Genomic DNA, 23,748 nt, shown 5'->3' on the forward strand with positions numbered 1-23,748 from the left:
GTCAGTTCTTGTGCTTTTTTATATGGAAGCGTAGCAATGTGGTAGAATTAATATCCAAGAGCGGTAAAGGGTCTAGGCATTTTTCTTAGTAGCTTAGCTTTACCGCTGATTCCTAGAGAAATAGTGTAAGAGTCAACAAGGAGGGGAAACATTGGATAAAGATAAGTACATAAAACCTTTTAGAATTTTTGTGACGGTAGCATTGGTTATGAGTGTAAGTATGAATTTTACATTATTGTCCAGATTAGATCAAGTAGAGTATCAAATGAATGTTTTGACTAGTAACCAACATAATCTCACTAATGAGGTAAATGGCCAAACAAATCATATTCAAAATGTAATGAATGACATAATGAAGGAACAGAGTTGGATTAGTGCGATAAATATGGATGTGAATACAAAAGAATTAGAAGGTGGTCAAGCGGAAGCAACCTTTGAATGGCAAGTAAAGGAGCTTCAAAGTGATTCCGAAGTTGTTTTCAATTACCTCTACGGCGATAGTGAGGAATACACAGCTCTTAAAGCGGAGGAGTTACAGCAAGGATTGTTTCAAGTGAAAGTCCCATTTGAGGTTGATTTAGAGCCCCAATGGGAAGTTGGTTTAAGCACTTCTAACTCTAATTCGCAACAAGAAAGTGAAGAAAAATGGGTAGAAGAACAAAAACAACAGAAAAATACACTCAAGTACTTCGTATCCGTTTCCTATGATGATACTCTCAAGAGTGGGGAGATCCACACCGAACAGCTGGGGTATTTTGAATCGAGCAATTATGGCTTCCTTCAAACCGATATCGATATGTTTAACGAAAACTTTAGCGTGACATTAACTAAACATAAGGTAAATGATTCACCTGTCGTTTTAGAGGGTGCGTATCTTCTGAAGTATGAGGATGGAACCCTCATAGGAGAAGAAGAACTTGAATTAGATAACCAACATAATCCACCAGATGATAGAGTTCGCTTTTTTCATTTGAATCAAGTAGAGCAATATGAGGAGATGCGTCTAGGGATAAAAGTGGTTTATAGCAATGGAAAAACGTTTGAAAAGATAGTTTATGAATAAAGGAAGTAAATTAAAGCCCGGGACAGTAAACTGTGCGCTTAGTCCTCTGTTGAATTAAATTATAAAGGAGGACCCTGAAAAAGGTCTCTTTTTTCATAGTCCTCCCAATCAATGTTATTTTTTATTCACTTGTCGTCCACTTTTTTTGGAACTTTGTGAACTAGTGTTTCCAATTCGAAATTCATCACCTAATTCAAGATCATTGCTTTTGTCTTGTTTTTCGATTTGCTCTCTCGTTTGATCCTTTTTTTGCTTTCCTTGATTGGACATACGTATCCCACCTCGCTTTCAAATGTCATCGTTTTAGTATGCGCAGTGAAAGGGAAAATTACGTAATCATATCAAAACATTCTTAGCTAAACTAAAAATCTAAATAAATCGTAGTAGAATCATAACTAACCAACACGCGAATAAATTGTATATTGAAGCCCTTTTGTTTATATTGCTTGTAACTGTTTAATGAAATATTTTGGTCCTTTAGCAAGGTGGTAACCACGTCTTGAAGAGGATGTATACAACTTGGATGGGGTAAGATTTTTGTCCCGTCCCGTAATTCCCACGAAACGTTTTTGAGGAAATGTATGAGTCCTCGATACAAATTCACCTCAAGCAATTAATAATTAAAATCCCTCTGTATAATACTATTCAATATGCTATAGTTAATAAGCCTTTGAACAAAAATACTGGCATTCATATAAGAAAAGAGACGTGATTAACCTTGCCTGATTTTTTACAACTCGGTATTCGAAAAGAAATTAACCATACATTAAAGTCATTAGGGATTGTAGCACCTACGTCAATACAGGAGAAGACGATACCTTCTGTACTTGAGGGGAAAGATGTGATGGCTCAAGCACAAACTGGAACAGGAAAGACGCTAGCTTTTGTACTTCCAATCCTTGAAAAGATTAATGTGAACAAGTCGGATGTTCAAGCTCTTATTTTGACACCGACGCGAGAATTGGCTCAGCAAATTTCAAAAGAAACAAAGAAAATGATGGAGAACGTAGAAGGCGTCAATGTGTTAGCTGTATACGGTGGTCAGGATGTTGAGCGTCAATTGAAAAAGTTAAAAGGAGCTCAACATATTGTCGTTGCCACTCCTGGTCGGTTATTAGATCATATTCGACGCGGAACAATTGACCTTTCAACTATCCAGATGCTTGTGCTAGATGAAGCTGACCAAATGCTACTTATGGGTTTTCTTCCAGAGGTAGATGACATCATTTATGAAACACGTTCTGAGCGACAAACGATGCTGTTTTCTGCGACTATGCCAAACGAAATCCATTCTCTTGCTAACAAGTATATGGTCGATCCAGAAATCATTGAGGTAAAAGCAAAAAAAATAACAGTTGGAGAGATTAAACAAGTGGTTATTGAAACTACTGACCGTAGAAAACAGGCAACATTATTGCATTTACTACAAGAACACCGTCCGTTTTTAGCGATTATTTTCTGTCGCACAAAAATTCGTGCTCAAAAACTTCACGAAGCTTTGATTGCCAACGGATATGAATCAGACGAGCTGCACGGCGATTTGCCACAGTCAAAACGTACAAAAGCGATGAAACGATTCCGTGAGGCAAAAATCCAATTTTTAGTTGCAACAGACGTTGCCGCAAGGGGTCTTGATGTAGAAGGTGTGACACATGTTTTCAACTATGATATCCCACATGATGTCGAAAGCTATGTTCATCGCATTGGACGAACAGGCCGTGCAGGTGGCGATGGTCTTGCCATTACTTTAGTTGCTCCTAAGGATCTAGAGTTCTTACGAATGATTGAAAAAGGGATTAATCAAAGCTTGGAAACGCAAGTGATTAAAGGGATCAGTCTTCCTTAGCGGTAAGGATTATATGTTAATGTTCCTTCTGATATATGAAGGATTACTTATTTCATCATCTCGATATTCAGGAAGAAAATACATCTCAAAAGCAGATACAACCAATCGAGTTGAAGAGTGTACGCGGTATGAAAAGTTTCTTGAAGGAAACGTCGGAGTGATTTACAGGTTCTCGGGATTGGAAAAAGTGGTCATATCGGTTTAACGATCCGACCACCGATCCTTAGATTAAACGAGTTTTTTCTACAAACATTAAAACACCTACAAATGTTGATATGTCAACGTTTGTAGGTGTTTTTTGAAATATTACGGTGGTAAAGTTGAACAGAAAAAATATCAAAGCTTTTTACAAAAATAAAGGATTGTCTATAAAGAGACAAAATGGGAAAATTCGTATAAGGTGATATAATAAAAGAATAAAAGGAAAAACTAACTTGAAAAATGCGGGGTTTGTATGAAACAATTTGTTTTCCAGACAGTAGGTTTAATGGGACTTTTGGGGTTGTTATTCGCTTATGAAAGAAAAATTCTGTCTCCTTATTCTATAGTGATTTGTACAGCAGTCATAACGTTGTATTTTTTTCTGAAAATCGCACCAAGGCCGTTTTATTTATATGTTGTAATGACAGGATTGTTGTTGTTGCTTGGTGTTGTAGAAGTAGATAATCCTTATACTTTCTTACTGTTGCTATTTATTGCTATCTTGGCTGCTGAGCAGCTCGATAGTGGATATTTTAAAAAACTCGTGATTATATCTGCATCTTGTTTACTAGTATTCTTTTTGATAGATGTTATTCAGCTTTCTTCTTTTTTTTATTTTCTACTATTCTATTTTTTAGTGATACAGTTAAATGCATTGTGGACGAAGAAACAGGAGCAGCGTGACCTTTATGAAGAATTACTAGGGGAATATCGCAAGGTAAAAAGGCTTGCACTCGTCACGGAAGAAGAAGCACGTTATCAGGAACGGACGAAGATTGCGAGGGACATTCATGATTCTGTTGGACATAAGTTGACGGCGTTACTCATGCAGCTAGAAATTCTCTCTATTCAAAACGGCGCTGAAAACTACAAAGAACTGAAGGAGATAGCAAAGGATAGTTTAGAAGAAACCAGGTATGCTGTTAGAACATTAAAGGATAGAGAATACGAAGGAATTGCAACGATTTTGCACCTCATTAAAAAACTAGAGGCGGAAAGTCATATCATGGTTCACTTTACAACAAAGCAGGGAATCCTTTCAGAGAGGCTCAAAAACGAACAAAGTGTTGTGTTATACCGAGTCATACAGGAAGGGCTAACAAATGCAATGCGGCATGCGCACTCACGTGAGATACAAGTGGTACTTGGTAAAACGGCAAACGGAAATATCGAATTTATAGTTAAAAACCGAATTTATAAAAAGGAACCATTTCAGGAAGGTTTCGGTCTGCAAAATATGAGAACGCGTGTGGAGGAGCTAAGCGGAACACTAACTGTCTATCAAACGGATGAACAGTTTATTATAAAAGGAATGATTCCATTAGAAAAAATGTAAAGTAGGGATTGCTACATGTGGAACGTGTTAATCGTAGAAGACCAGTCCATTGTTAGGCAAGGCTTAAAGCTTATGCTAGAACAGGATAGCCAAATCAAGGTAGTAGCTGAGGCCGAAAATGGAGAAAAGGCTATAAAAAAGATGGAGGCTCATGTCATTGACGTGGTGTTGATGGATATACGGATGCCTGTCATGAACGGACTTGAAGCAACAAGGAAAATAAAGGAATGTTGGCCGCGTGTAAAAATTTTAATTCTGACAACCTTTAATGATGATGAGTATGCAATACAGGCTTTAAAATATGGTGCAAATGCATTTTTATTAAAAACCTCAGATCAGAATGTCTTACTTAATGCAGTACATAGTTGCTTGCAGGGGGGCTTGCCAATTCATGAAGAGGTTGTAGCAAAGGTAATGCCACGATTATTACATAAGGTAGAGAAAAAGCTTGAGTTCCCACTATCCTCTCGGGAGCTGGATATTACAAAATTAATAGGAGAAGGAAAAACCAATAAAGAAATTGCGGATGAATTATTTTTATCAATTGGAACGGTGAAAAACCATATTACGCAGATTCTACATAAATTAGAGCTTCGGGATCGCACTCAGCTTGCCATTTTTGCTGTAAAAAATGATATTACGTGACAGTCAGGGTTGTCCAAAGGTCTAAATGGACCAAATGGATGGTCCTTTTTCTTTTGAATATGACTTAGGTCATGTTTTTTACAGAAACAAGTGACGTCAGATAGTGCTGTTATCAACTCAAAATAGATATCATGAAAATATAAAGGAGGGGACGGTATGTTAGACGTAATCAATTTATCGAAAAAATATAAACAAAAATATGCAGCGCAAGGAGTTAATATGTTTTTGGAAAAGGGAGAGATTGTTGGGCTTCTCGGCCCAAATGGGGCAGGTAAATCAACCACAATCTCCATGCTCTCTTCATTAGTTGTTCCAACTTCTGGGGATGTCAGACTAATAAATGAAAGCACAATTAAAAATCCACGGAACATCCGTATGATTTTAGGGGTTGTCCCTCAGGAAATCGCACTTTATCCAGATTTATCAGCGGAAGAGAATTTGCGATTTTTTGGTGAGATTTATCGTTTAAAAGGTGTTGAATTGAAAAAGCGAATCGATGAGGTGTTGGAACAAATCGGACTGACTGACCGTAGAAAGGATCTTGTCAAAACCTTCTCTGGTGGTATGAAAAGAAGGCTCAATATCGGGGTGGCTCTGCTTCATAATCCGGAAATCATCATTATGGATGAACCAACTGTTGGGATTGACCCGCAATCAAGAAATTATATTTTAGAAACGGTAAAGCGCCTCAATCAGGAAAGAGGGATGACGGTTTTGTATACCAGTCACTACATGGAAGAAGTCGAGTTTTTATGCGACCGCATCTATATCATGGATAAAGGTCATATTATCGCATCTGGTACAAAAAAAGAGCTAAAAAACATTCTTTCCTCTGAAAATACAATTTCAATAAAGGTTGAGCGAGTAAAAGAGGAGTTTATCAAACTGCTTCAAGCGGACCCTGCTATTCGTCAAGTGAAAACCCAGGATCGTGAGGTAACAATCATTGTCCCTAAGGAGTACAACTTGTTTCGAAAGATCTCTCAATTGGCAGAAGAAACAATGACAAATTTGATTTCAGTTGATGTTAAAGCTCCGACACTAGAGGATGTTTTCCTTCATCTGACAGGAAGGGCTCTAAGAGATTAAATAGGCGGTGAGGCAGATGATTATTCCTTTTATTAAGAAAGACTTATTGGTATTGTATCGAAATCCCCAAGAATTAATGGTCTTACTTCTGATGCCACTTGTGCTGATTGCGATTCTTGGCTTTGCCTTAGGAGGCGTAATGGGGAATGAACCAACTACGATTTCAGCTAAGGTAGCTTTCATTGACAACAGTGATGAGAAAAAGGATACAGATGCTTTTATTGAAAAAGTAAAAGCAAAAAACCTACCAATGGAGGCGGAGGAAGCTTTCTCTCAAGGGGCTGAACAGCTTAAGCCAATTCAAATATTAGTAAACAAGGTGTTTGGTAGTAAAGATCTAAAAGAAATTGTTCAGCTTGAGGTGATAGAGCCGGAACAGATAGAAGGTGTTCGAAATGATGAAAGTTTTGCGGCGATAATTGAAATACCAGAAAAGTATACATTGGATATTCTTTCTTCTGTTTTACTTGAAGAGCCAACTTCTACATCAATTAAAGTATATAAAAATGAAGAGAAGGAAATTTCCTCAAATGTAGTGGAGGATATTCTACTAAACTATCAAAAGCAGCTTTCTACAATGACAGTCATTGGGAAAGCAGGCATCCAGCTAGCTGCTACAGACAATCAGCAGCTTGGGTCGGTTGAAACTGTTTCGAAGCAGGATCCTATCAACTCCGTGCAATATTACACAGTTGGTATGAGTGTGATGTTTATTATGTTTATTGCATCAAATATTAGTTCGTTTGCATACCGTGAAAAGCAGATTCAAGTATTTAATCGAATTATTTTATCCAATACCTCTAGATGGTCATATTTAACAGGTATTTTTACCTCGGTCATGATTATTGCTTTTATACAACAGATGATTTTATATGGGGTAACATCTCTTGTGTTTGATGTTATGTGGAAAGACATTTTAGGGTTCCTATTAGTCAACTTATCCCTATGCTTTGCGATTGGTGGATTGGCAACGTTGTTAACTGCGCTAAATTACAGAATCAATTCAGAAGCCGTTTCCAATTTTTTCGGAAATGTCATGGTTGCCATTTTCTCATTTTTAGGTGGAAGCTTTACACCAATTGGCGATTCATCGTCCGTAATCGGATTTTTGGGCAATTTCACCCCAAATGGTGCAGGAATGACTTCGTTGTTGCAATTGCTACAGGGAGAAGAGCTTTCAAGTATTTCCAACCATATTCTTTATTTGCTTGTATTTGGCTTGATTATGTTGACAGCAGCAGTCGTTAGTTTTCCAAAAAGGGGTGATGCCATATGATAAGTATCCTAAAGGCAAAGTATCAATTATTTATTCGAAAGCCGATGCTTATGATTGGCATGACAGTGATGAGTATCCTTTTTGCAACGTTATTAGGTAGCGCAAATTATAAAAGTATTCAGGTACCAGTTTATACGAATATCGAGAATGTTGAAGAAACAGCACTTTGGGAGGATTTGACCCAATCAGAGGCCTTTCAATTTACGATAGTAACCGAAGAGGAAGCAAAGAAAAGGGTCAGTGAAGGCGATGTGGAAGCAAGTGTAAACCTTAATGAGGAGTCTTATACAATCATTATTGCAACAGAAACACAGAATCTACATCTACTTGAAAACTATTTCCACTCTATTTATGGGGATCTTTTAATGGAGGAAAGGATCGAAAAGGCTACGTCAACTTCCCAGTATGTTGATAAAGACGCACTGTTAGATAAATTAAAGAAACAAGAGGAAAATCCATTGTTTGGGGTTGAGGTGGCTTCCTTCCGCGGGGATGAATCTGTGATAATTGATAACCAAATGCAGACTATTTTTGGTTTTACACTATTTTTTGTCATATACACGATATCCTATAATGTTCATCACATTTTACAGGAGAGACATTTGGGAGTATGGGACCGAATGATTTTATCGCCACTTAAAAAGTGGGAAATGTATGCAGCGAATTTATTTTATAGCTTCCTGTTGGGGTACTTTCAGGTTGCACTAATTTTTTTCGTTTTCCGTTATGTAATCGGTGTTGACTTTTACGGAGGGTTTGGAAAAACTTTACTTGTCTTAGTTCCATATGTATTTTCAATAGTGGCCTTAACGATGTTTTTAGTTAGTATTGTCAAAAACACACAGCAATTCAATGCGATTATTTCGCTTGTATCTGTAAGTATGTCAATGCTTGGTGGTGCCTATTGGCCATTGGAGATTGTCTCGTCCGACTTTTTATTAATGATAGCTGATTTTGTACCAATTAAACATGCTATGGAAGGTTTAAAAGCTGCGACAATCTACGGAGAATCAATAAGTGAATTAATGTATCCAATGAGCATTATGACCTTAATGGGAGTTGTGTTAATGGGCATTGGAATTAATGTAATGGAACGAAGAAATACGTAGTGGAATATAGAAATGAAATTAGTTACATGAACGTCGTATGGACTCTCGTAAATGAAATGAGTGTCGACTAAATTTAAGACGACAAATCAGTTCAACCTAAAATGAGTTCCTAGCAAAGATAATAAAATGCATCTGCAGGGTTAAGCATTGTAGATGCATAAATTTACTTAAAGCGATTTTCTCAGCGTTTTTAATGTGATGGCCTACTATTTTATTGACATTCGCATAGTAGGGGAAGGAGCAAGAATAACCGGCCCATATAATAATAGAAACTCGAATAATTCCTTTATCATCATGGCGGTGAGAGTGGTAAAATCGTATGGCTGTAATCATATAGCAGGACTTTTGGATCATTTCACACAAAGTAATAATCAATCTAATATCCTATTTATTAAATATTCAGAATAAAGTAACATGTTACGTGTTGAATGGGATCTGAACACTACAACTTACCATCACATTTTACCCTCATATAACGCTTGCAAACTCCTAAGAAATTTTTCCATACATCAACAGATCCTGTTTAATTATTCAACTATCAAAACATAAGTCAGGAATCATACTAGTTTTGATAGTGGAAATAAGGAATGGCTCATGTTTTGGATGTGCTTTCTTTTTGAGGAAGGAGGTTTGCCGGATTACTTTTAAATTGTTGCATTTAAAAGGAGGTAATGTATGCGAATTAGCCAAGTTAAATTCATATCGTTTTTGTTTAGTATTCTACTAGTTGTTTCCTTTTTTCCTAATCAAGGTTTATCCCAAAATGAAACCGCTTACAAATCATCGAATTTACGCCAAATGGAGTTTTTAGAAAGAGCTCCCGTAGCTGTGAAGGTTGATAATGGAGTTTTTATAAGTTGGCGTTTATTAGGTACCGATTCTGAGAATATAGCTTTTAACCTTTACCGTGATGGGGAAAAGATAAATCTCTCAGCGATCACATCAAGCACGAATTATCTTGATTCAGATGGTACCTCTAGTTCTAGCTATACTGTTCATGCTGTTATAGAGGGGGAAGAGGTTTCAAAGTCAAAAGCATTTAGTGTATGGGGCACAAATTACCGTGATGTTCCAATTCAACAACCACCAGCTGGCATCACACCATCAGGAGAACCTTATGTGTATAACGCAAACGATGCAAGTGTAGGGGATTTAGATGGAGATGGGGAATATGAAATTGTCTTAAAATGGGACCCATCGAACTCTAAAGATAATGCACCGTCACCAACGGGTAGTACGGGAGAAGTCTATATAGATGCTTATAAATTAGATGGAACCCTAATGTGGAGAATTAATCTTGGAAAAAATATCCGTGCAGGTGCACACTATACTCAATTCATGGTCTATGATTTAGACGGTGACGGGAAGTCAGAGGTCGCATTTAGAACAGCTGACGGCACAATTGATGGTCAAGGGAAGGTTATTGGAGACCCGAATGCCGATTATCGTGATTCAGAAGGCATGATCCTGAAAGGACCTGAATTTTTAACGATTTTTGATGGAGAAACAGGAGAAGAGCTTGTATCCACCGAGTTTTCACCACCTAGAGGGGATGTCTGTGACTGGGGAGATTGTTATGGGAATCGAGTGGATCGTTTTCTTGCAGGAATTGCTTACCTAGATGGAGAAAGACCAAGTTTAATTATGACCCGTGGGTATTATGCAAAAACGATGCTGACCGCTTTTAATTATAGAGATGGTCAATTAACAAAACTATGGACATTCGACAGTGATGATCCGGGGAATGAGGATTTTGCAAGTCAGGGTAATCATAATTTAAGTATCGCAGATGTTGATGGGGATGGTAAGGATGAAATCACCTTTGGCGCGATGGCTATAGATGATGATGGAACGGGAATCTACACAACAGGTTTAGGTCATGGGGATGCGATGCATTTAGGTGATTTGGATCCAGAGCGACCAGGGCTTGAGGTATTTGGTGTTCACGAGGATCCTGGTGCGGCATATGGAGCTGCATTCCGAGATGCTAAAACAGGAGAAATTCTCTGGGGGGTACATACTGGAGACGATACGGGCAGAGGCATGTCAGCTGATATTGATCCAAGGCACAAAGGGGAAGAACTCTGGGCCAGTACTGGAGTTGGGCTATGGTCGAACAAAGGAACCAAAATAAGTAGCACTGTACCTTCTTCCATCAATTTTGGCATTTGGTGGGACGGGGATTTACTGCGAGAGCTATTGAATCATAATCTAGTAACCAATGGATTTGGCACAATTGATAAATGGAACTATGAAAATGAAGAGACGGAGAATTTGTTGACAGCTGTAGGGACTTCTTCTAATAATTCTACTAAAGGAAACCCCTCCCTACAGGCGGATCTATTAGGTGACTGGAGAGAAGAAGCGATATGGAGAACAGCAGAAAATACTGCACTACGGATTTTCACCACAACATCGCTAACATCACACCGTATTCACACATTAATGCATGATCCAGTATATCGATTAGGTATCGCATGGCAGAATGTCTCGTATAACCAACCACCGCATACCAGCTTTTACCTAGGAGACGGAATGGAGCAACCCCAAAAACCGAACATTTATGTGTTTGTTCCTGCAAGTCTTGATATACAGCCAGATACACTAAATGCCAATAGCAGCAATGATACAAACACCTTAACCGCATATGTCGAATTTTCATCTGTTGATGTAAATTCTGACTTAGAGGCTTCAACTATTACTTTTGCAATTAATGAAAGTACTGTTAAACCAGAAGAATTGGATGCAGGAATAGTAGGGGATTATGATAGCGATGGCATTAAAGACTATATGCTCAAATTGAACAAAAGTAAGGTCATTAATGCGTTGGATGGTAAATTGGGAGATGTTAAAATCACCATTAATGGAAAGTTAAAAGACGGAAGACCTTTTGAAGGAAGCGATACGATCCTTGTAATTGAATAGCGATATTACGTGCTGGAGACCAAATTAAAATTTTTTTAGGAGGCGTTCAATTGAAAAGGAAAATGCAGACAATTATGTCCCTCGGATTAAGTTTAATTTTTTTGGTATCTGTTGTATTAGCTAGCACTACAAATATCCATGCTAATTCAACACCAACCACGTATAAGTTTGATTTTGGGAATGGACCTATAGAATCAGATTATATTGGTGTTAGCGCATCCGACCTCTATTCTTCGTTTGTAGGATATGGGTTTCAAACACCGCAGTTTATGGAAGATGTAACGGCTTCTGGAACAGGAGTGGGGAGCGATGCTGTCCGATTTTTAAAGACGGGTACAGAAAGTACAAACACGTTCAATCTTGACCTGCAAAACGGACTTTACAATGTAAAAGTTAAGTTAGGAGATGTAGAGCGTGCGAGTGTTGCTGCGGAAGATGTCTATCAAGTATTAAATATGACGGGGAACGGGGTTTCGGATTCCTTTCTTCTTCCAATCAAGGATGGACAACTGAATCTGTTGATTACAGAAGGTAGGGAAGGAACAGCTTTTACGTTATCGTCTCTTGAGATCACAAAAATTTCAAATAGTCATGTTATGCCTAGAACCGTCTGGATCGGCGGTGATTCAACAGTATCCACATATTATCCAAAGGATAGCGATGAATTAGTTGGCTGGGGACAGGTCTTTCATCAATTTGTAGATGCAGAAACTTTCAAAGTTAGGAATATGGCGACTGCCGGCCAGGTTGCAAAAGGTTTCTTAGAGGGTGGATCATTGGACGCTGTCTTGAAGTACATTAAACCCGGCGATTATTTTCTATTTGAAATGGGCATCAACGATGAAAAAGCATATTCAGAAGAACAATTTGTTGCCTATGTGAGAGAAATTGTGGAAGCAGTAAAAGAAAAAGGAGCAAGTGTGGTATTAATCCCTCCTCAAGGTCGGGCGATTAGCTGGAAAACAGAGGGCACAGATGTCATTCATTACGCAGAAGATGATTTCTACAGACATTCGATGATTGCTTTAGCAAAAGAACAGAATGTTGACCTTGTGGATCTTAACGTTCTTAGTTCTGCTTACTTTACAGAAATTGGACCAGAAGAAACGACTCTCTTATACAGTACAGGAGATTGGCTACACTTTAATCGTAAAGGTGCCTTGGTGTTAGCAAACCTTGTTGCCGATGATTTGAAAAGGCAAGAGCTGGAAGGTTTTGTAGAGTAAGAATGGGGGGTCTGTCCCCCGGTGCTTTAACGCAGTGGGGGACAGACCCTAAGAAGCAGGAATAAGTAAAATAACGTAGAATGCATTCTATGATAAACCAACCATAGAAAGGGGTGGGATGTGTGGCGCGTAAACCTCGTGTTTGGTTTCCGGGGGCGACATTTCACGTTACAAGTCGCGGAAATCTCCGTGCTTCGATTTTTTATGATGATGCGGATCGGTTGAGGTATCTATCACTACTTGAAAAAAACCGTTCGCAGTATCCGTTTTACCTACATGCCTACTGTTTGATGACCAATCATATTCACCTTCTCTTCGAAACGATTGATACACCTACCAAGGATATTATCAAAAGACTCCATTCTCTCTATGCTATTTACTTTAATAAGCGCCACGACATGAGTGGCCATTTGTTCCAAGGGCGGTACCATGCGGAATTAATTAATGATGCCCCTTATTTTTTGGAAGCGAGTAAATATATTCACCTGAATCCAGTCGAAGCGAAGATGATTTCAAGTCCGGCGGATTATTGGTGGAGCAGTTATTCCGCTTTTATTTCCTCAATATCCAATCCATATGTAAAAATCCTATCCTATTTTCCCCACCCACAAAACCAACATTACCAGCATTATGTTGAAGGGGGTCAGACCCCCGCAAACAAGGCTCTTGACAACGGTCATTAAAATCGGTATTCTATAACCCTATTCCAAGTGCACTAATCGGATTTGTGAGATAAAGAGAAACATGTAAGCCGATTAATGACATAACTGTAATAGGGGGAGAGAAATAAGATGAATACTTTATTTATTTTAATTAATATTTTTATCATGCTTGCACTGATTGGTATTTTATTTTACATGCAAAAGAAGCATGTTTCCTTTGGGAAACGTGTGCTCACTGGCTTAGGCCTTGGTATTGTACTTGGGGCATTTCTCCAATTGGCGTATCAACCTGATTCGGCCATTGTCGGTGCAACGACCGATTGGTTTAATATTGTTGGTAGAGGTTATGTGAGCTTATTAATGATGATCGTCATCCCGCTCATCATGGTTTCAATTATTCAGTCGATCATCAATTTGGAGAAGTCATCTGAATTAGGAAAAATGTCGGCTTGGATTATTGGTATTTTAGTAGCGACTGCAATGGTGGCAGCATTCGTTGGGATTGGCGCGGCTTCGATCTTTAATTTAGACGCGAGTCAAATTGAGGCTGGTCAAGCTGAAAATAATCAAGGGATTGCGTTAGAAGAGCGATTAGGTACTGTGGAGGATTTGACGATTCCGCAGCAAATCTTAAGCTTTATCCCATCGAACCCATTCTTAGATATGACAGGGGCTCGTGCGACATCGACCATTGCTGTTGTTATCTTTTCAATCATTGTCGGTATTGCGGTTCTTGGCGTTCGCAAAAAACAACCGGAGCAAGCAAAGATTTTTGTTGATTGGATTAATGCGGTCTATGCGGTCGTGATGCGAATTGTAACGCTTATTCTACGTTTAACACCATATGGTATTTTAGGATTAATGGCCAACACGGTAGCCAATACGAATGTGGCTGGAATCCTTGAACTCGGTAAATTTGTTGGCGCATCGTATGCAGCGTTACTTGCTATGTTCATTATTCACTTAATTGTCGTTGGTTTGTTTGGGCTTAATCCGATAACCTTCCTTCGTAAGGTATTGCCGGTATTAGGGTTTGCTTTTACATCTCGTTCAAGTGCGGGGACGATTCCGCTTAACATTCAAGCGCAAAAGAATAGCTTAGGCGTTCATCAAGGGATCGCAAACATGTCTGCATCGTTTGGGGCGACAATTGGACAGAATGGGTGTGCGGGAATTTATCCTGCGATGCTAGCAGTAATGATTGCACCGTCAATGGGAATCGATCCCCTATCACCTGGGTTCATCGTTCAATTGGTTCTGATTATAGGTGTTGCTTCGTTTGGGATTGCCGGTGTTGGTGGCGGTGCGACATTCGCCGCATTAATCGTTCTTTCTTCAATGAATCTACCAGTCGCCTTAGCGGGTCTCCTAATCTCAGTAGAGCCACTTATTGACATGGGGCGTACGGCATTAAATGTAAATGGTGCGATGGTATCTGGTACGTTAACGTCTCGAATTATGAATAAGTTGAACTTAAAAACGTTTAACGATCCAAATGCGATAGAAAAAGAAACAGGGATTTAAGGGAGGCAGACCCCCTTAATAATTGCTCATTGCCAAAAATGGTGATGGGCTTTTTGCACGAACTTAGGGGTAGAGAATTACATAAGCTAGAGGATGTAGGTACATCAGGTCGAACACCCAAGATAATAGATATTGACAATCCTTATTATGAAGATTGGGGTGTCGTCGAAGTGATTAAAAAGGATATGAAACAACCCGTTATTAATCACCCGTATGAGAACCACACGATTGTTTCCGTGAAAATGAACATAGATAGAGACAAGCAGTGGGTCTATAACTTTCATTTTGATTCAGATAAACAAAAAGTTAATCACTTATTGGTAAAAAATGATATAATAGATTCAAGAGAAGTATATCGCTTAATTCATGCGCTGTGCTTAATTACGGAACGGATGCAACAAACTGACCATACTACGCTAAAGGAGGCGAATAAACATGGCTAACCATATTATTCAATTCAAATCTCAAAAAGATATCAATCGAGATCGTCAACGGAAACTAGAACAAAGTAAAGTAGATATTCGTCGTCGAGTAGAAGAAATCAAAAACAGCCAGAATCAAAAATGTCAAAAAGCAAAAGCGTAATACAAAGGGTAGATAGCCAAGTGCTATTTATCCTTTTTTAGGTTCTTCTTCATTTTCTCAATGGCTTGCTTCTTCCGTTCAATTGATTCGAACCGCTTATTAAAATTCTCTTTGCGGTCTCCTAGATGAAGTTGCTTTGGCTTTGAGTGTAGATGAATGATCTTCCCCAACCTTCTCACTCCTGTCTCTTAGTTTCCTCTTACTTATGTCTATGCCTAGTCTTGCCAAGCATGACAATGGAGAAACGTATAAAATCTAATTTTTTAGTAGAAAAGTAAAAATAGGGTAGGTTTACGAAAAAGTTAATATTAAGACATATCACCTTGATTAACTTAGGGGGCGTAGTTGAACAAGTAAATAGGCTTAAAAGGCACAAAGAATATACTTTGTGCCTTTTATCATGAGAATTAAGGATGTAACGTGTACATTTATCTTTGTTTAACTTCTGAGTCCCCTCAAAGTTGTCAAAGGTATCATGCTTTTCTTTAGGGGAATTTGTCTATTTTTCAAGGCCGCACCGTAGCTAGTAAAAGCTCATCTGGTTTTATTTATGAATCGTCTGATGAGAAAGTCTATATTGATGTGGAGTAGTTCCTATGTTTTTCTTAAATATATGAATAAAATATGAGACACTCCCAAGGCCTACGCTTTCACCAATTAATTCTATAGGTTTATTGGTCATCTGTAGTAATTGACAAGCTTGCTTGATTCTCCGAATAGTAAGATACTCTGTTAAGCTACTCCCAGTTTCGCGTTTGAATATTCTTGAGACATATGACTTTGATAAATGAAGCTCATCTGATAATAGTCCCAAGTCAAAGGGCTCCATATAATGCTCTTCTAACCATTGCATTATCCTTTCTGAATAGTAAAGTGAATCGTATTGACTATCTACGTAGTCATATTGAAGCAATGGGTGAAGCGATTGAAGATGGTGTGAACCTAATGGGCTATACAAGCTGGGGATGTATTGACTTAGTTAGTGCTTCAACAGGAGAATTTTCAAAGCGTTATGGGTTCATCTATGTTGATAAGCATGATGATGGAAGTGGAACGATGGAAAGAAAGAGAAAGAAATCTTTCTATTGGTATAAGGATGTCATTAGTAGCAATGGGGGAAGGATGTAAGTTGAAAGGGGTAGGAAAGGAGCAAGGGATGATTCTCTTGCTTCTTCCCAAGATTCCCGAGGGGTGACCCGGAATCAGAAGGAAGTCGGCGGCAAATCTCCGCCTCTAGGAACACGAACTTCATAGGAGGCTATGCAAGGGAAGATGTAAGAGACCGCGATGCATTATCCTTTGAGGTAATGGTTTTTGCGGTCTCTTTTTCTATCATCCTCTTTGTTTGCAAATTGCACATTAGTTCATGATCGTTCTAGCTAAGGCACAAGATGTTCTTTCTGAAATTCTCGGTGTTAATGTTTGACTAGCAGGGACTGTATCTGGGTTATTAATAAAAGATAATAACGTTTTCACCATATTTTCTGCAATTACTTCTACAGGGACACCAACACTTGTTAACGGTACCTCTAGATTCTCTAATTGTGGGATATTATCATAACTAATGACCGACATATCCTTTGGAATAATATAATTAGCTTGTCTTAATGCACGAACAATCCCTGCACTTATATCATAACTTGACCCGATGATCGCAGTAGGCTTAAAAGAGGAATTTAAGAGATTAATAGTCGCCGTATATCCATCGTACCAATCTAATCCTCTCGTGTTAATCAAGTTTTGATTACTAACGGGAAGGTTTAACTTTTCCATTGATTGATGAAACCCAGTATATTTTTCAACTTGTCGCTCATCAGTAAAGGAAAAGTCTCCAACAAAAGCAATGTTTTCATGACCTAAATGGTATAAGTATTCCACGGCGGTGTTCATTGCTTCTTTATAATTTACGTCGATGACAGGAATGGATACATCCTTACTAACACCATACGTAACACATGGCAAAGATATCGTTTTTGGTAAGTCGATGTTGTCTTTATTAAACAAAATCACGCCATCGACCTGGAAACGTTTGTACATTTCAATTGATTCTTCAATTGAATCAATTGATAAAATCATTTTATAGTTGTGGTTGGAAACCTCTTCATTAATTTTTGTTACTAATGTAGAGGGTGCAACACGTTCTAATGTTGGCCAGATTAGGCCAATAACATTAGATTTTTTAGAAACAAGTCTTTGTGCAGCATAATTAGGTTCATAGCCCTTTTCTTTTGCAAGTTTAATAATTTTATCTTTAGTATCTTGTCTAACCAGCGGACTATCATTTAATGCCTTTGAAACGGTGGAATGGCTTACGCCGAGTTGTTTAGCAATATCCTTAATTGTTATTTTCATGTAAATTCACCAACTATATAAATTATTTTTACAAATAGATAATCACGTTATTATAAAATGAAAGAAAATGAGTAATTAAATATATTTTCACAGTAAAAAAGAAGAATGTCAAACGCTTTCAAGCCATTAAAACAAAAAAATGTAGAAAAAGGACTTGAATTTTTGTGATTTATGAAATAAAATAAAAAATGTAATAATCACGTTATTATTATTCGGTTAAAAAATGAAAACGTATTTATAATTTCGGAAAACGTGTTCTTAATTGCTGGATAATGGTTTAGTCTCATATTAGTAATCAGTTGTTATAGTTACTTTGATTATGAACGTATTTGAAAGGGATTACAACTTAACAACGTCGGTTTATTACATGATTTTAAATAAGAGGGGGAAACTTAGATGAAAAAAATATTTAAAATGTTAGCAACAGGATTTTTATCAGTTTCATTATTAGCTGCGTGTGGGACCGATAATACAGAGAACACCGAAACTAATAGCGGAGATGAAAGCTCTCCAAATGAAAGTAGTGCAGAGGCAGTTTCTTTACGATTAGCACATAACCAGCCAGAAGATCATCCTATTCATACTTCTTTAATAGAGTTGTCAAATCTTACGGATGAAAATTCAGAGGGGAATGTAAAAATTGAAGTATTCCCGAACGGACAATTAGGGCAAGAACGTGATGTGATTGAGCTTGTAAAGTCAGGTACACTTCCAATGGCGAAGGTAAGTGCAAGTGCTTTGGAAGCGTTTGATTCAAATTATTCAATTTTCTCACTTCCATTTGTCTTTCAAAGTAAAGAGCACTATCACGAAGTAATGGATAATAGTGAAGCTGTACAAGAAATTTTCCAAGGTACTGAAGACCAAGGTTTTGTAGCTATTGGCTGGTATGATGCGGGTCAGCGCAGTATTTATACAGCTGATAAAAAAGTAGAGTCTCCTGCTGATATGAAAGGTTTAAAAATTCGTGTACAAGAAAGTCCAACGTCCATTTCAATGATTGAAGCGATGGGTGGAGCACCAACACCAATGGCTTATGGTGAAGTTTATACTTCTCTTCAACAAGGGGTTATTGATGGAGCAGAAAATAATGAAACAGCTTTAGTAAACAGTAAACATGGTGAAGTAGCGAAAGCGTATACGTATACTGAACATCAATATGTACCAGATGTATTAATTATAAGTACTAAAACATGGGATAGTCTTTCATCAGAACAGCAACAAGCAATTTCAGATGCAGCAGATGCTTCATCCGAAAGCCATAAAGAAGTATGGTCTACAGCAATTCAAGAATCTATCACCGCATCGGAAGAAATGGGAGTGGAATTCTATACGATTGATAAGCAAGCTTTTATTGATGCGGCAACACCACTTCATGAGAAATTTAAAGCAGAAAATGAAACCAATGTAAAATACTTTGATGACTTCCAAAGCCATCTAAAATAAGTTATAGGAATAATAGGCCTCTATTTTCTGGTTGGTTGTTTTTCAGAAAAAGAGGCCTATAAAATATTAAGAGAAGGGTGTCAAAGCCTATGAGAAAAATAGTCGATACGGTTACAGCAGTTTTAACATGCTCCTTAATGACCGTGATGGTTATCGTAGCTTGTTGGCAAGTGTTTACTCGTTTTGTTTTAAATTCACCAAGTACGGTTTCAGAGGAATTTTTAAGATATTCTCTTATTTGGCTGACAATGGTTGGTGCAGCTTATGCATACGGGAAGAAGAAACATTTAGCCGTTGTTTTTGTTGCTCGAAAAATACCCGAAAAATATCAAATAATTGTGCGTTTACTTGTTGAAGCAATAGTCATGATATTTATTGTTGTTATTCTCCTTTTCGGTGGAATAAAAGCGTATCAAAATGCAATTGGGCAAGTTTCATCTGCGATAGGAATGCCAATACAGTATTTATATTTAAGTCTAGTAGTTTCAGGAGTTTTATTTTTATTTTATTTAATCGTTCATTTGAAGGAGTATTTCACAAAATCAAAGCCAATTCATAATGAATAATCATAATAATTTGAAGGTTTTAGTAGAAAGGAGTGAGGTTTTATGGCATTAGAAGCAGGACTTGTTTTAGTTACCGTATTTATACTCATGCTTGTTATTAGTGTGCCTATCTCGATAAGTATTGTAATTGCTTCTCTGGTTACTATCCTTACCATTTTACCGATGGATATGGCTGTTTTTACAGCAGCACAAAAAATTGTAACAGGACTTGATAGCTTTACCTTGTTAGCAGTTCCTTTTTTCATTCTTTCAGGTATCTTAATGAATAATGGTGGGATCGCCGAACGACTCATAAATTTGGCGAAAGTGCTTGTCGGGAAAATGCCAGGTTCCTTAGCTCATGCAAACGTATTGGGAAATATGTTATTTGGTTCTCTTTCAGGTTCATCTGTTGCAGCAGCAGCAGCAATTGGAAGAACAATGGGGCCTTTACAGAAGAAAGAAGGATATGACCCGAAATTTTCAGCTGCAGTGAATATTGCTTCTGCACCAACCGGATTAATTATTCCCCCAAGTGGTATATTGATTATTTATTCTTTAGTAAGTGGAGGGACATCTGTTGCCGCTTTATTTATCGCAGGTTATTTACCAGGAATTTTATGGGGATTAGCTTGTATGGTTGTTGGTTTCTTTATTGCAAAACGCAATAAATATCCTGTATCTGAGAGAGTCCCTTTAAAAGTAGCCTTTAAAACATTTTTAGATGCAGTTCCTAGCTTAATGTTGATTGTCATTGTTATTGGTGGGATTCTAGGTGGGATTTTCACTGCAACTGAAGCTGCAGCTGTGGCAGTAGCCTATACATTTATTTTGGCGATGGCTTATCGTACTGTTAAACTTTCGGATTTGCCAAAAATTATAATGGAAACTGTTGAAATTACTTCAGTTATTATGTTACTTGTAGCTGCTTCTTCTGTTATGTCATGGGTAATGGCATTCACAGGTATGCCTACTGCTCTTAGTCAATTGATTATGGGGATATCAGAAAATCCGATTATTATCCTATTAATTCTAAATGTATTTTTATTATTTATCGGTACTTTCATGGATATTACACCAGCTGTTCTGATTTTTACACCGATATTTTTACCGATTGTAACAAGTTTCGGAATGGACCCTATTCATTTTGGAATTATGATGGTTTTAAATTTAAGTATTGGAAATATTACACCACCGGTTGGAAGTGCGCTTTTTGTTGGGGCAAGTATTGCAAATTTAGATATTGAAGATGTGATAAAACCTCTTATACCATTCTATGTAGCGATTATTGCCGTTTTGCTTATTGTAACATATATACCAGAAATTACTATGATTCTGCCAAAATTACTTGGTTATTAATGAATATTTAATAACGTGATTATTTACACAAGAGATGGAAGTTACCACGCGCTTTAAACATGTACATCATATATACCGACACTAAAAGAAAAGGTGAGTTTTATGTCTTTAAGAGAAAACTATCAATTTCAATTTTTAAATCAAAAAGATAATGTTTTAACGTTCCAATTGGACAATTCTGAAGTTATAGCAAGAGTAATGGTGTTAGAAGAAGATATGATTCGGGTTGTAATGACAAAAGGTGATGAGCTTAATGTAAAAAACACTTGGCTGGTTGCACCAGGAATGGATGATGTTCCTCTTAAAGGTAGAGATCGTTTTGACTTATCGCCCTTTTCGTTACCACAATATACGTATGAAAATGAAGGAAGAAATTTTACTGTTGAATCCACACGTTTAAAATTGGCTATTGATTTAGATGGTTTTAAAATCACTTGGTTCTCCAAAGACAGTGAGGGGAATGTACAGCAAATAGCGGCTGACCGTAGTACACAAGCCTATAATTTTGATGATTCTCTAGGAGAGGGAAACTTTCATTATTTGCAACGTACAAGAGATGAACAGTATTTTGGGCTAGGTGAGAAAAGTGGTGAAACGGATCGTTACGGAAAACGTTATCGTATGTTAAGCATTGACCCAATGGGCTATGATGCTCAATATACAGACCCATTATATAAACATATTCCGTTTTATATCACGAGAAATACTCAAACCAACATTTCTTTCGGTATTTTCTATGATAATATGGCACAAAGTGTGTTCGACATGGGAAATGAAATGGATAATTATCATGGTCCCTATCGATATTATCAATCTCTAGACGGCGATTTGGATTATTACGTGATTTTAGGACCAAAAGTAAAAGATGTTGTAAAAAAATACTCTTGGTTAACTGGAAAAACTATTTTCGCTCCTAAGTGGAGTTTTGGATACTCTGGTTCGACTATGACCTACACAGATGCTCCTGATGCACAAAATCAGTTAAAGAAATTTATTGAAGAGTGTGAAGAACACGATATTATTTGTGACTCTTTCCAGTTATCTTCGGGATACACATCAATTGGGGATAAACGGTATGTGTTTAACTGGAATACCGATAAATTCCCTGACCCAAAAGGGTTTATCGACGAGTACCATGAAAAGGGAGTTAAGCTTTGCGCGAATATTAAACCAGCGTTGTTAAAAGACCATCCTCTTTTTAACGAACTAAAAGAAGCAAATATGTTCATTGCAGGTGGTGACGGACAAGCAGAAATGTCGCAATTCTGGGATGAAGTTGGTGCCTATGTTGATTTTACGAATGAGGAATCTGTTCAGTGGTGGAAACAAAAGGTGACCGAGCAGCTTTTAGAATACGGAATTGATTCTACATGGAATGATAATAACGAATTTGAGATTTGGTCTAAAGATGCGACAGTTAATGGATTTGGTGAGAAATTGAATTTTGAAGCTGTACGTTCATTACAGCCACTTCTCATGATGAAAGCCTCTTATGAAGCACAAAAGGAATTTGCGCCTGAGGTTAGACCTTATTTAATTTCGAGATCGGGTAGTCCTGGAATGCAGCGTTACGTTCAAACATGGTCTGGTGATAACTATACGAGTTGGAAATCGCTAAAATACAATATTAAGATGGGTGTTGGTTTAAGCTTATCTGGTATTTATAACATTGGTCATGATATCGGTGGATTTTCGGGACCAGCTCCTGAACCTGAATTACTACTAAGATGGGTACAAAATGGAATTTTCCACCCGCGCTTTACGATCCATTCTTGGAATGAAGACCAAACTGTAAATGTTCCTTGGATGTATGAAGAGACGACGAGTAATATCCGTGATTTGATTAAGTTCCGTCATCGTATCATTCCTTACTTATACACAGCACTATTTCATGCACATGAAAAGTATGAGCCAATTCTAAGACCAACGTTCTACGAATTCGAAGCGGATGAGAAAACATTTGAAGAGAACGATGATTTCATGCTTGGAGAATCTATGTTGGTCGCTTCAGTTGTCGAGAAAGGCCAAAGAGAGAGAAGCGTGTATTTACCAAAGTATGAAGGTGGATGGTATGATTATCACACATCTCAATGGTATGAAGGTGGGCAAACCGTGTCTATCCCTGCACCATTAAACTATAATCCTTTATTAATAAAAGGTGGAAGTATCATTCCAATTAACGATGCTGATTCTTCATTTGCAAATAAGGATAAAGATGAGCGAGGATTCTTATTATTCCCACACAAGCAAGAAGCTAGTGCTTCTTATGTGCTTTATGAGGATGATGGTATTTCAGTAAATTACAAAGAAAATCACACGACTGTTTCGGTTGAAATGAATGCGGATTCCGAAACAATTAATGTAAGTTACAAAATCGAAGGTAATTATAAACTTCCATATTCATCTCTTCGTTTCTATTTGCCTGAAAATGAAGACCGAAAGTTATTAGTAAATGGACAGGAAGTTACAAAAGAAAATGACTATTATAGTGTAGGTTTGGAGTAGTAAAGAGAGGCATTTAATGCCTCTTTTTATTAAATAAGTATTAAAATGTGGATT

20 protein-coding genes and 2 pseudogenes are annotated in these 23,748 nt (G+C 37.6%); 18 read left to right on the plus strand and 4 right to left on the minus strand.

Annotation, left to right across the window (positions count from 1 at the left end; translation table 11 throughout):
- Nucleotides 1–151: 151 nt before the first annotated feature.
- A complete protein-coding gene (locus CEF19_RS19015; RefSeq protein ID WP_100407527.1) occupies nucleotides 152–1,063 on the plus strand; it encodes a hypothetical protein in 912 nt (303 codons plus the stop codon).
- Nucleotides 1,064–1,177: 114 nt separating this feature from the next.
- Here CEF19_RS19015 and CEF19_RS23585 read toward each other — a convergent pair whose 3' ends face one another.
- Nucleotides 1,178–1,333, minus strand: a complete 156-nt coding sequence (locus CEF19_RS23585) for a hypothetical protein (protein ID WP_198510322.1) — start codon at nucleotides 1,331–1,333, stop codon at nucleotides 1,178–1,180.
- 448 nt (nucleotides 1,334–1,781) lie between these two features.
- Here CEF19_RS23585 and CEF19_RS19025 point away from each other — a divergent pair, with 448 nt between their 5' ends.
- The 12 genes and pseudogenes from CEF19_RS19025 to CEF19_RS23295 all read left to right on the plus strand — a co-directional run bounded on the left by CEF19_RS19025 (nucleotide 1,782) and on the right by CEF19_RS23295 (nucleotide 15,487).
- Entirely contained in the window at nucleotides 1,782–2,909 is a 1,128-nt protein-coding gene (locus CEF19_RS19025; protein ID WP_100407529.1) for a DEAD/DEAH box helicase, read from the plus strand.
- 454 nt (nucleotides 2,910–3,363) lie between these two features.
- Nucleotides 3,364–4,446 (plus strand): sensor histidine kinase, encoded by a 1,083-nt coding sequence (locus tag CEF19_RS19030; RefSeq protein ID WP_100407530.1) that lies wholly within the window; start codon nucleotides 3,364–3,366, stop codon nucleotides 4,444–4,446.
- A gap of 15 nt (nucleotides 4,447–4,461) precedes the next feature.
- Entirely contained in the window at nucleotides 4,462–5,091 is a 630-nt protein-coding gene (locus tag CEF19_RS19035; protein WP_100407531.1) for a response regulator transcription factor, read from the plus strand.
- 156 nt (nucleotides 5,092–5,247) lie between these two features.
- A complete protein-coding gene (locus CEF19_RS19040) occupies nucleotides 5,248–6,180 on the plus strand; it encodes an ABC transporter ATP-binding protein (protein WP_100407532.1) in 933 nt (310 codons plus the stop codon).
- Nucleotides 6,181–6,196: 16 nt separating this feature from the next.
- Nucleotides 6,197–7,456 carry an ABC transporter permease gene (locus CEF19_RS19045; RefSeq protein ID WP_100407533.1) on the plus strand — a complete coding sequence of 420 codons (1,260 nt, stop codon included), beginning with the start codon at nucleotides 6,197–6,199 and terminating at the stop codon, nucleotides 7,454–7,456.
- A complete protein-coding gene (locus tag CEF19_RS19050) occupies nucleotides 7,453–8,565 on the plus strand; it encodes an ABC transporter permease (protein WP_100407534.1) in 1,113 nt (370 codons plus the stop codon). Before CEF19_RS19045 ends, CEF19_RS19050 begins: the two co-directional genes overlap by 4 nt.
- Before the next feature lie 675 nt (nucleotides 8,566–9,240).
- Nucleotides 9,241–11,130 (plus strand): annotated as a pseudogene (locus CEF19_RS19055) (rhamnogalacturonan lyase); the annotation flags it as partial.
- A 434-nt stretch (nucleotides 11,131–11,564) separates the two neighbouring features.
- The gene (locus tag CEF19_RS19060; protein WP_100408378.1) at nucleotides 11,565–12,716 is read left to right on the plus strand and encodes a rhamnogalacturonan acetylesterase; all 1,152 of its coding nucleotides are present in this window, start codon (nucleotides 11,565–11,567) and stop codon (nucleotides 12,714–12,716) included.
- Nucleotides 12,717–12,838: 122 nt separating this feature from the next.
- Nucleotides 12,839–13,399 carry a transposase gene (locus CEF19_RS19065; protein ID WP_100407536.1) on the plus strand — a complete coding sequence of 187 codons (561 nt, stop codon included), beginning with the start codon at nucleotides 12,839–12,841 and terminating at the stop codon, nucleotides 13,397–13,399.
- A gap of 108 nt (nucleotides 13,400–13,507) precedes the next feature.
- A complete protein-coding gene (locus CEF19_RS19070) occupies nucleotides 13,508–14,902 on the plus strand; it encodes an L-cystine transporter (RefSeq protein ID WP_100407537.1) in 1,395 nt (464 codons plus the stop codon).
- Nucleotides 14,903–14,955: 53 nt separating this feature from the next.
- Nucleotides 14,956–15,345, plus strand: a complete 390-nt coding sequence (locus CEF19_RS19075) for a hypothetical protein (RefSeq protein WP_157801011.1) — start codon at nucleotides 14,956–14,958, stop codon at nucleotides 15,343–15,345.
- Nucleotides 15,338–15,487, plus strand: a complete 150-nt coding sequence (locus CEF19_RS23295; RefSeq protein ID WP_157801012.1) for a hypothetical protein — start codon at nucleotides 15,338–15,340, stop codon at nucleotides 15,485–15,487. Before CEF19_RS19075 ends, CEF19_RS23295 begins: the two co-directional genes overlap by 8 nt.
- A gap of 23 nt (nucleotides 15,488–15,510) precedes the next feature.
- On the opposite strand, the gene CEF19_RS23300 is transcribed toward CEF19_RS23295, so the two are convergent.
- Nucleotides 15,511–15,657: a hypothetical protein gene (locus tag CEF19_RS23300; RefSeq protein ID WP_157801013.1), complete on the minus strand. Its 147-nt coding sequence runs from the start codon at nucleotides 15,655–15,657 to the stop codon at nucleotides 15,511–15,513.
- Nucleotides 15,658–16,031: 374 nt separating this feature from the next.
- Nucleotides 16,032–16,340, minus strand: a complete 309-nt coding sequence (locus CEF19_RS24335; RefSeq protein ID WP_100407539.1) for a helix-turn-helix transcriptional regulator — start codon at nucleotides 16,338–16,340, stop codon at nucleotides 16,032–16,034.
- A gap of 26 nt (nucleotides 16,341–16,366) precedes the next feature.
- Here CEF19_RS24335 and CEF19_RS19085 point away from each other — a divergent pair.
- Nucleotides 16,367–16,615, plus strand: a pseudogene (locus CEF19_RS19085) (family 1 glycosylhydrolase); the annotation flags it as partial.
- A 231-nt stretch (nucleotides 16,616–16,846) separates the two neighbouring features.
- On the opposite strand, the gene CEF19_RS19090 reads toward CEF19_RS19085, so the two are convergent.
- Entirely contained in the window at nucleotides 16,847–17,839 is a 993-nt protein-coding gene (locus CEF19_RS19090) for a LacI family DNA-binding transcriptional regulator (RefSeq protein WP_100407540.1), read from the minus strand.
- Nucleotides 17,840–18,235: 396 nt separating this feature from the next.
- Here CEF19_RS19090 and CEF19_RS19095 point away from each other — a divergent pair, with 396 nt between their 5' ends.
- The 4 genes from CEF19_RS19095 (at nucleotide 18,236) to CEF19_RS19110 (ending at nucleotide 23,694) form a co-directional block, all read left to right on the plus strand.
- Complete coding sequence (locus CEF19_RS19095; protein ID WP_100407541.1) at nucleotides 18,236–19,285, plus strand: TRAP transporter substrate-binding protein; 1,050 nt, start codon at nucleotides 18,236–18,238, stop codon at nucleotides 19,283–19,285.
- Between the two features lie 89 nt (nucleotides 19,286–19,374).
- Nucleotides 19,375–19,851, plus strand: a complete 477-nt coding sequence (locus CEF19_RS19100) for a TRAP transporter small permease (protein WP_100407542.1) — start codon at nucleotides 19,375–19,377, stop codon at nucleotides 19,849–19,851.
- A gap of 42 nt (nucleotides 19,852–19,893) precedes the next feature.
- Nucleotides 19,894–21,189, plus strand: coding sequence for a TRAP transporter large permease (locus CEF19_RS19105; protein WP_100407543.1), 1,296 nt, complete (start codon nucleotides 19,894–19,896; stop codon nucleotides 21,187–21,189).
- Nucleotides 21,190–21,291: 102 nt separating this feature from the next.
- Nucleotides 21,292–23,694, plus strand: coding sequence for a glycoside hydrolase family 31 protein (locus CEF19_RS19110; RefSeq protein ID WP_100407544.1), 2,403 nt, complete (start codon nucleotides 21,292–21,294; stop codon nucleotides 23,692–23,694).
- Nucleotides 23,695–23,748 lie beyond the last annotated feature (54 nt).

Origin of the sequence: Bacillus solitudinis (assembly GCF_002797395.1) — a bacterium.
Classification (GTDB): Bacteria; Bacillota; Bacilli; order Bacillales; family Bacillaceae_D; genus Halalkalibacter_A; species Halalkalibacter_A solitudinis.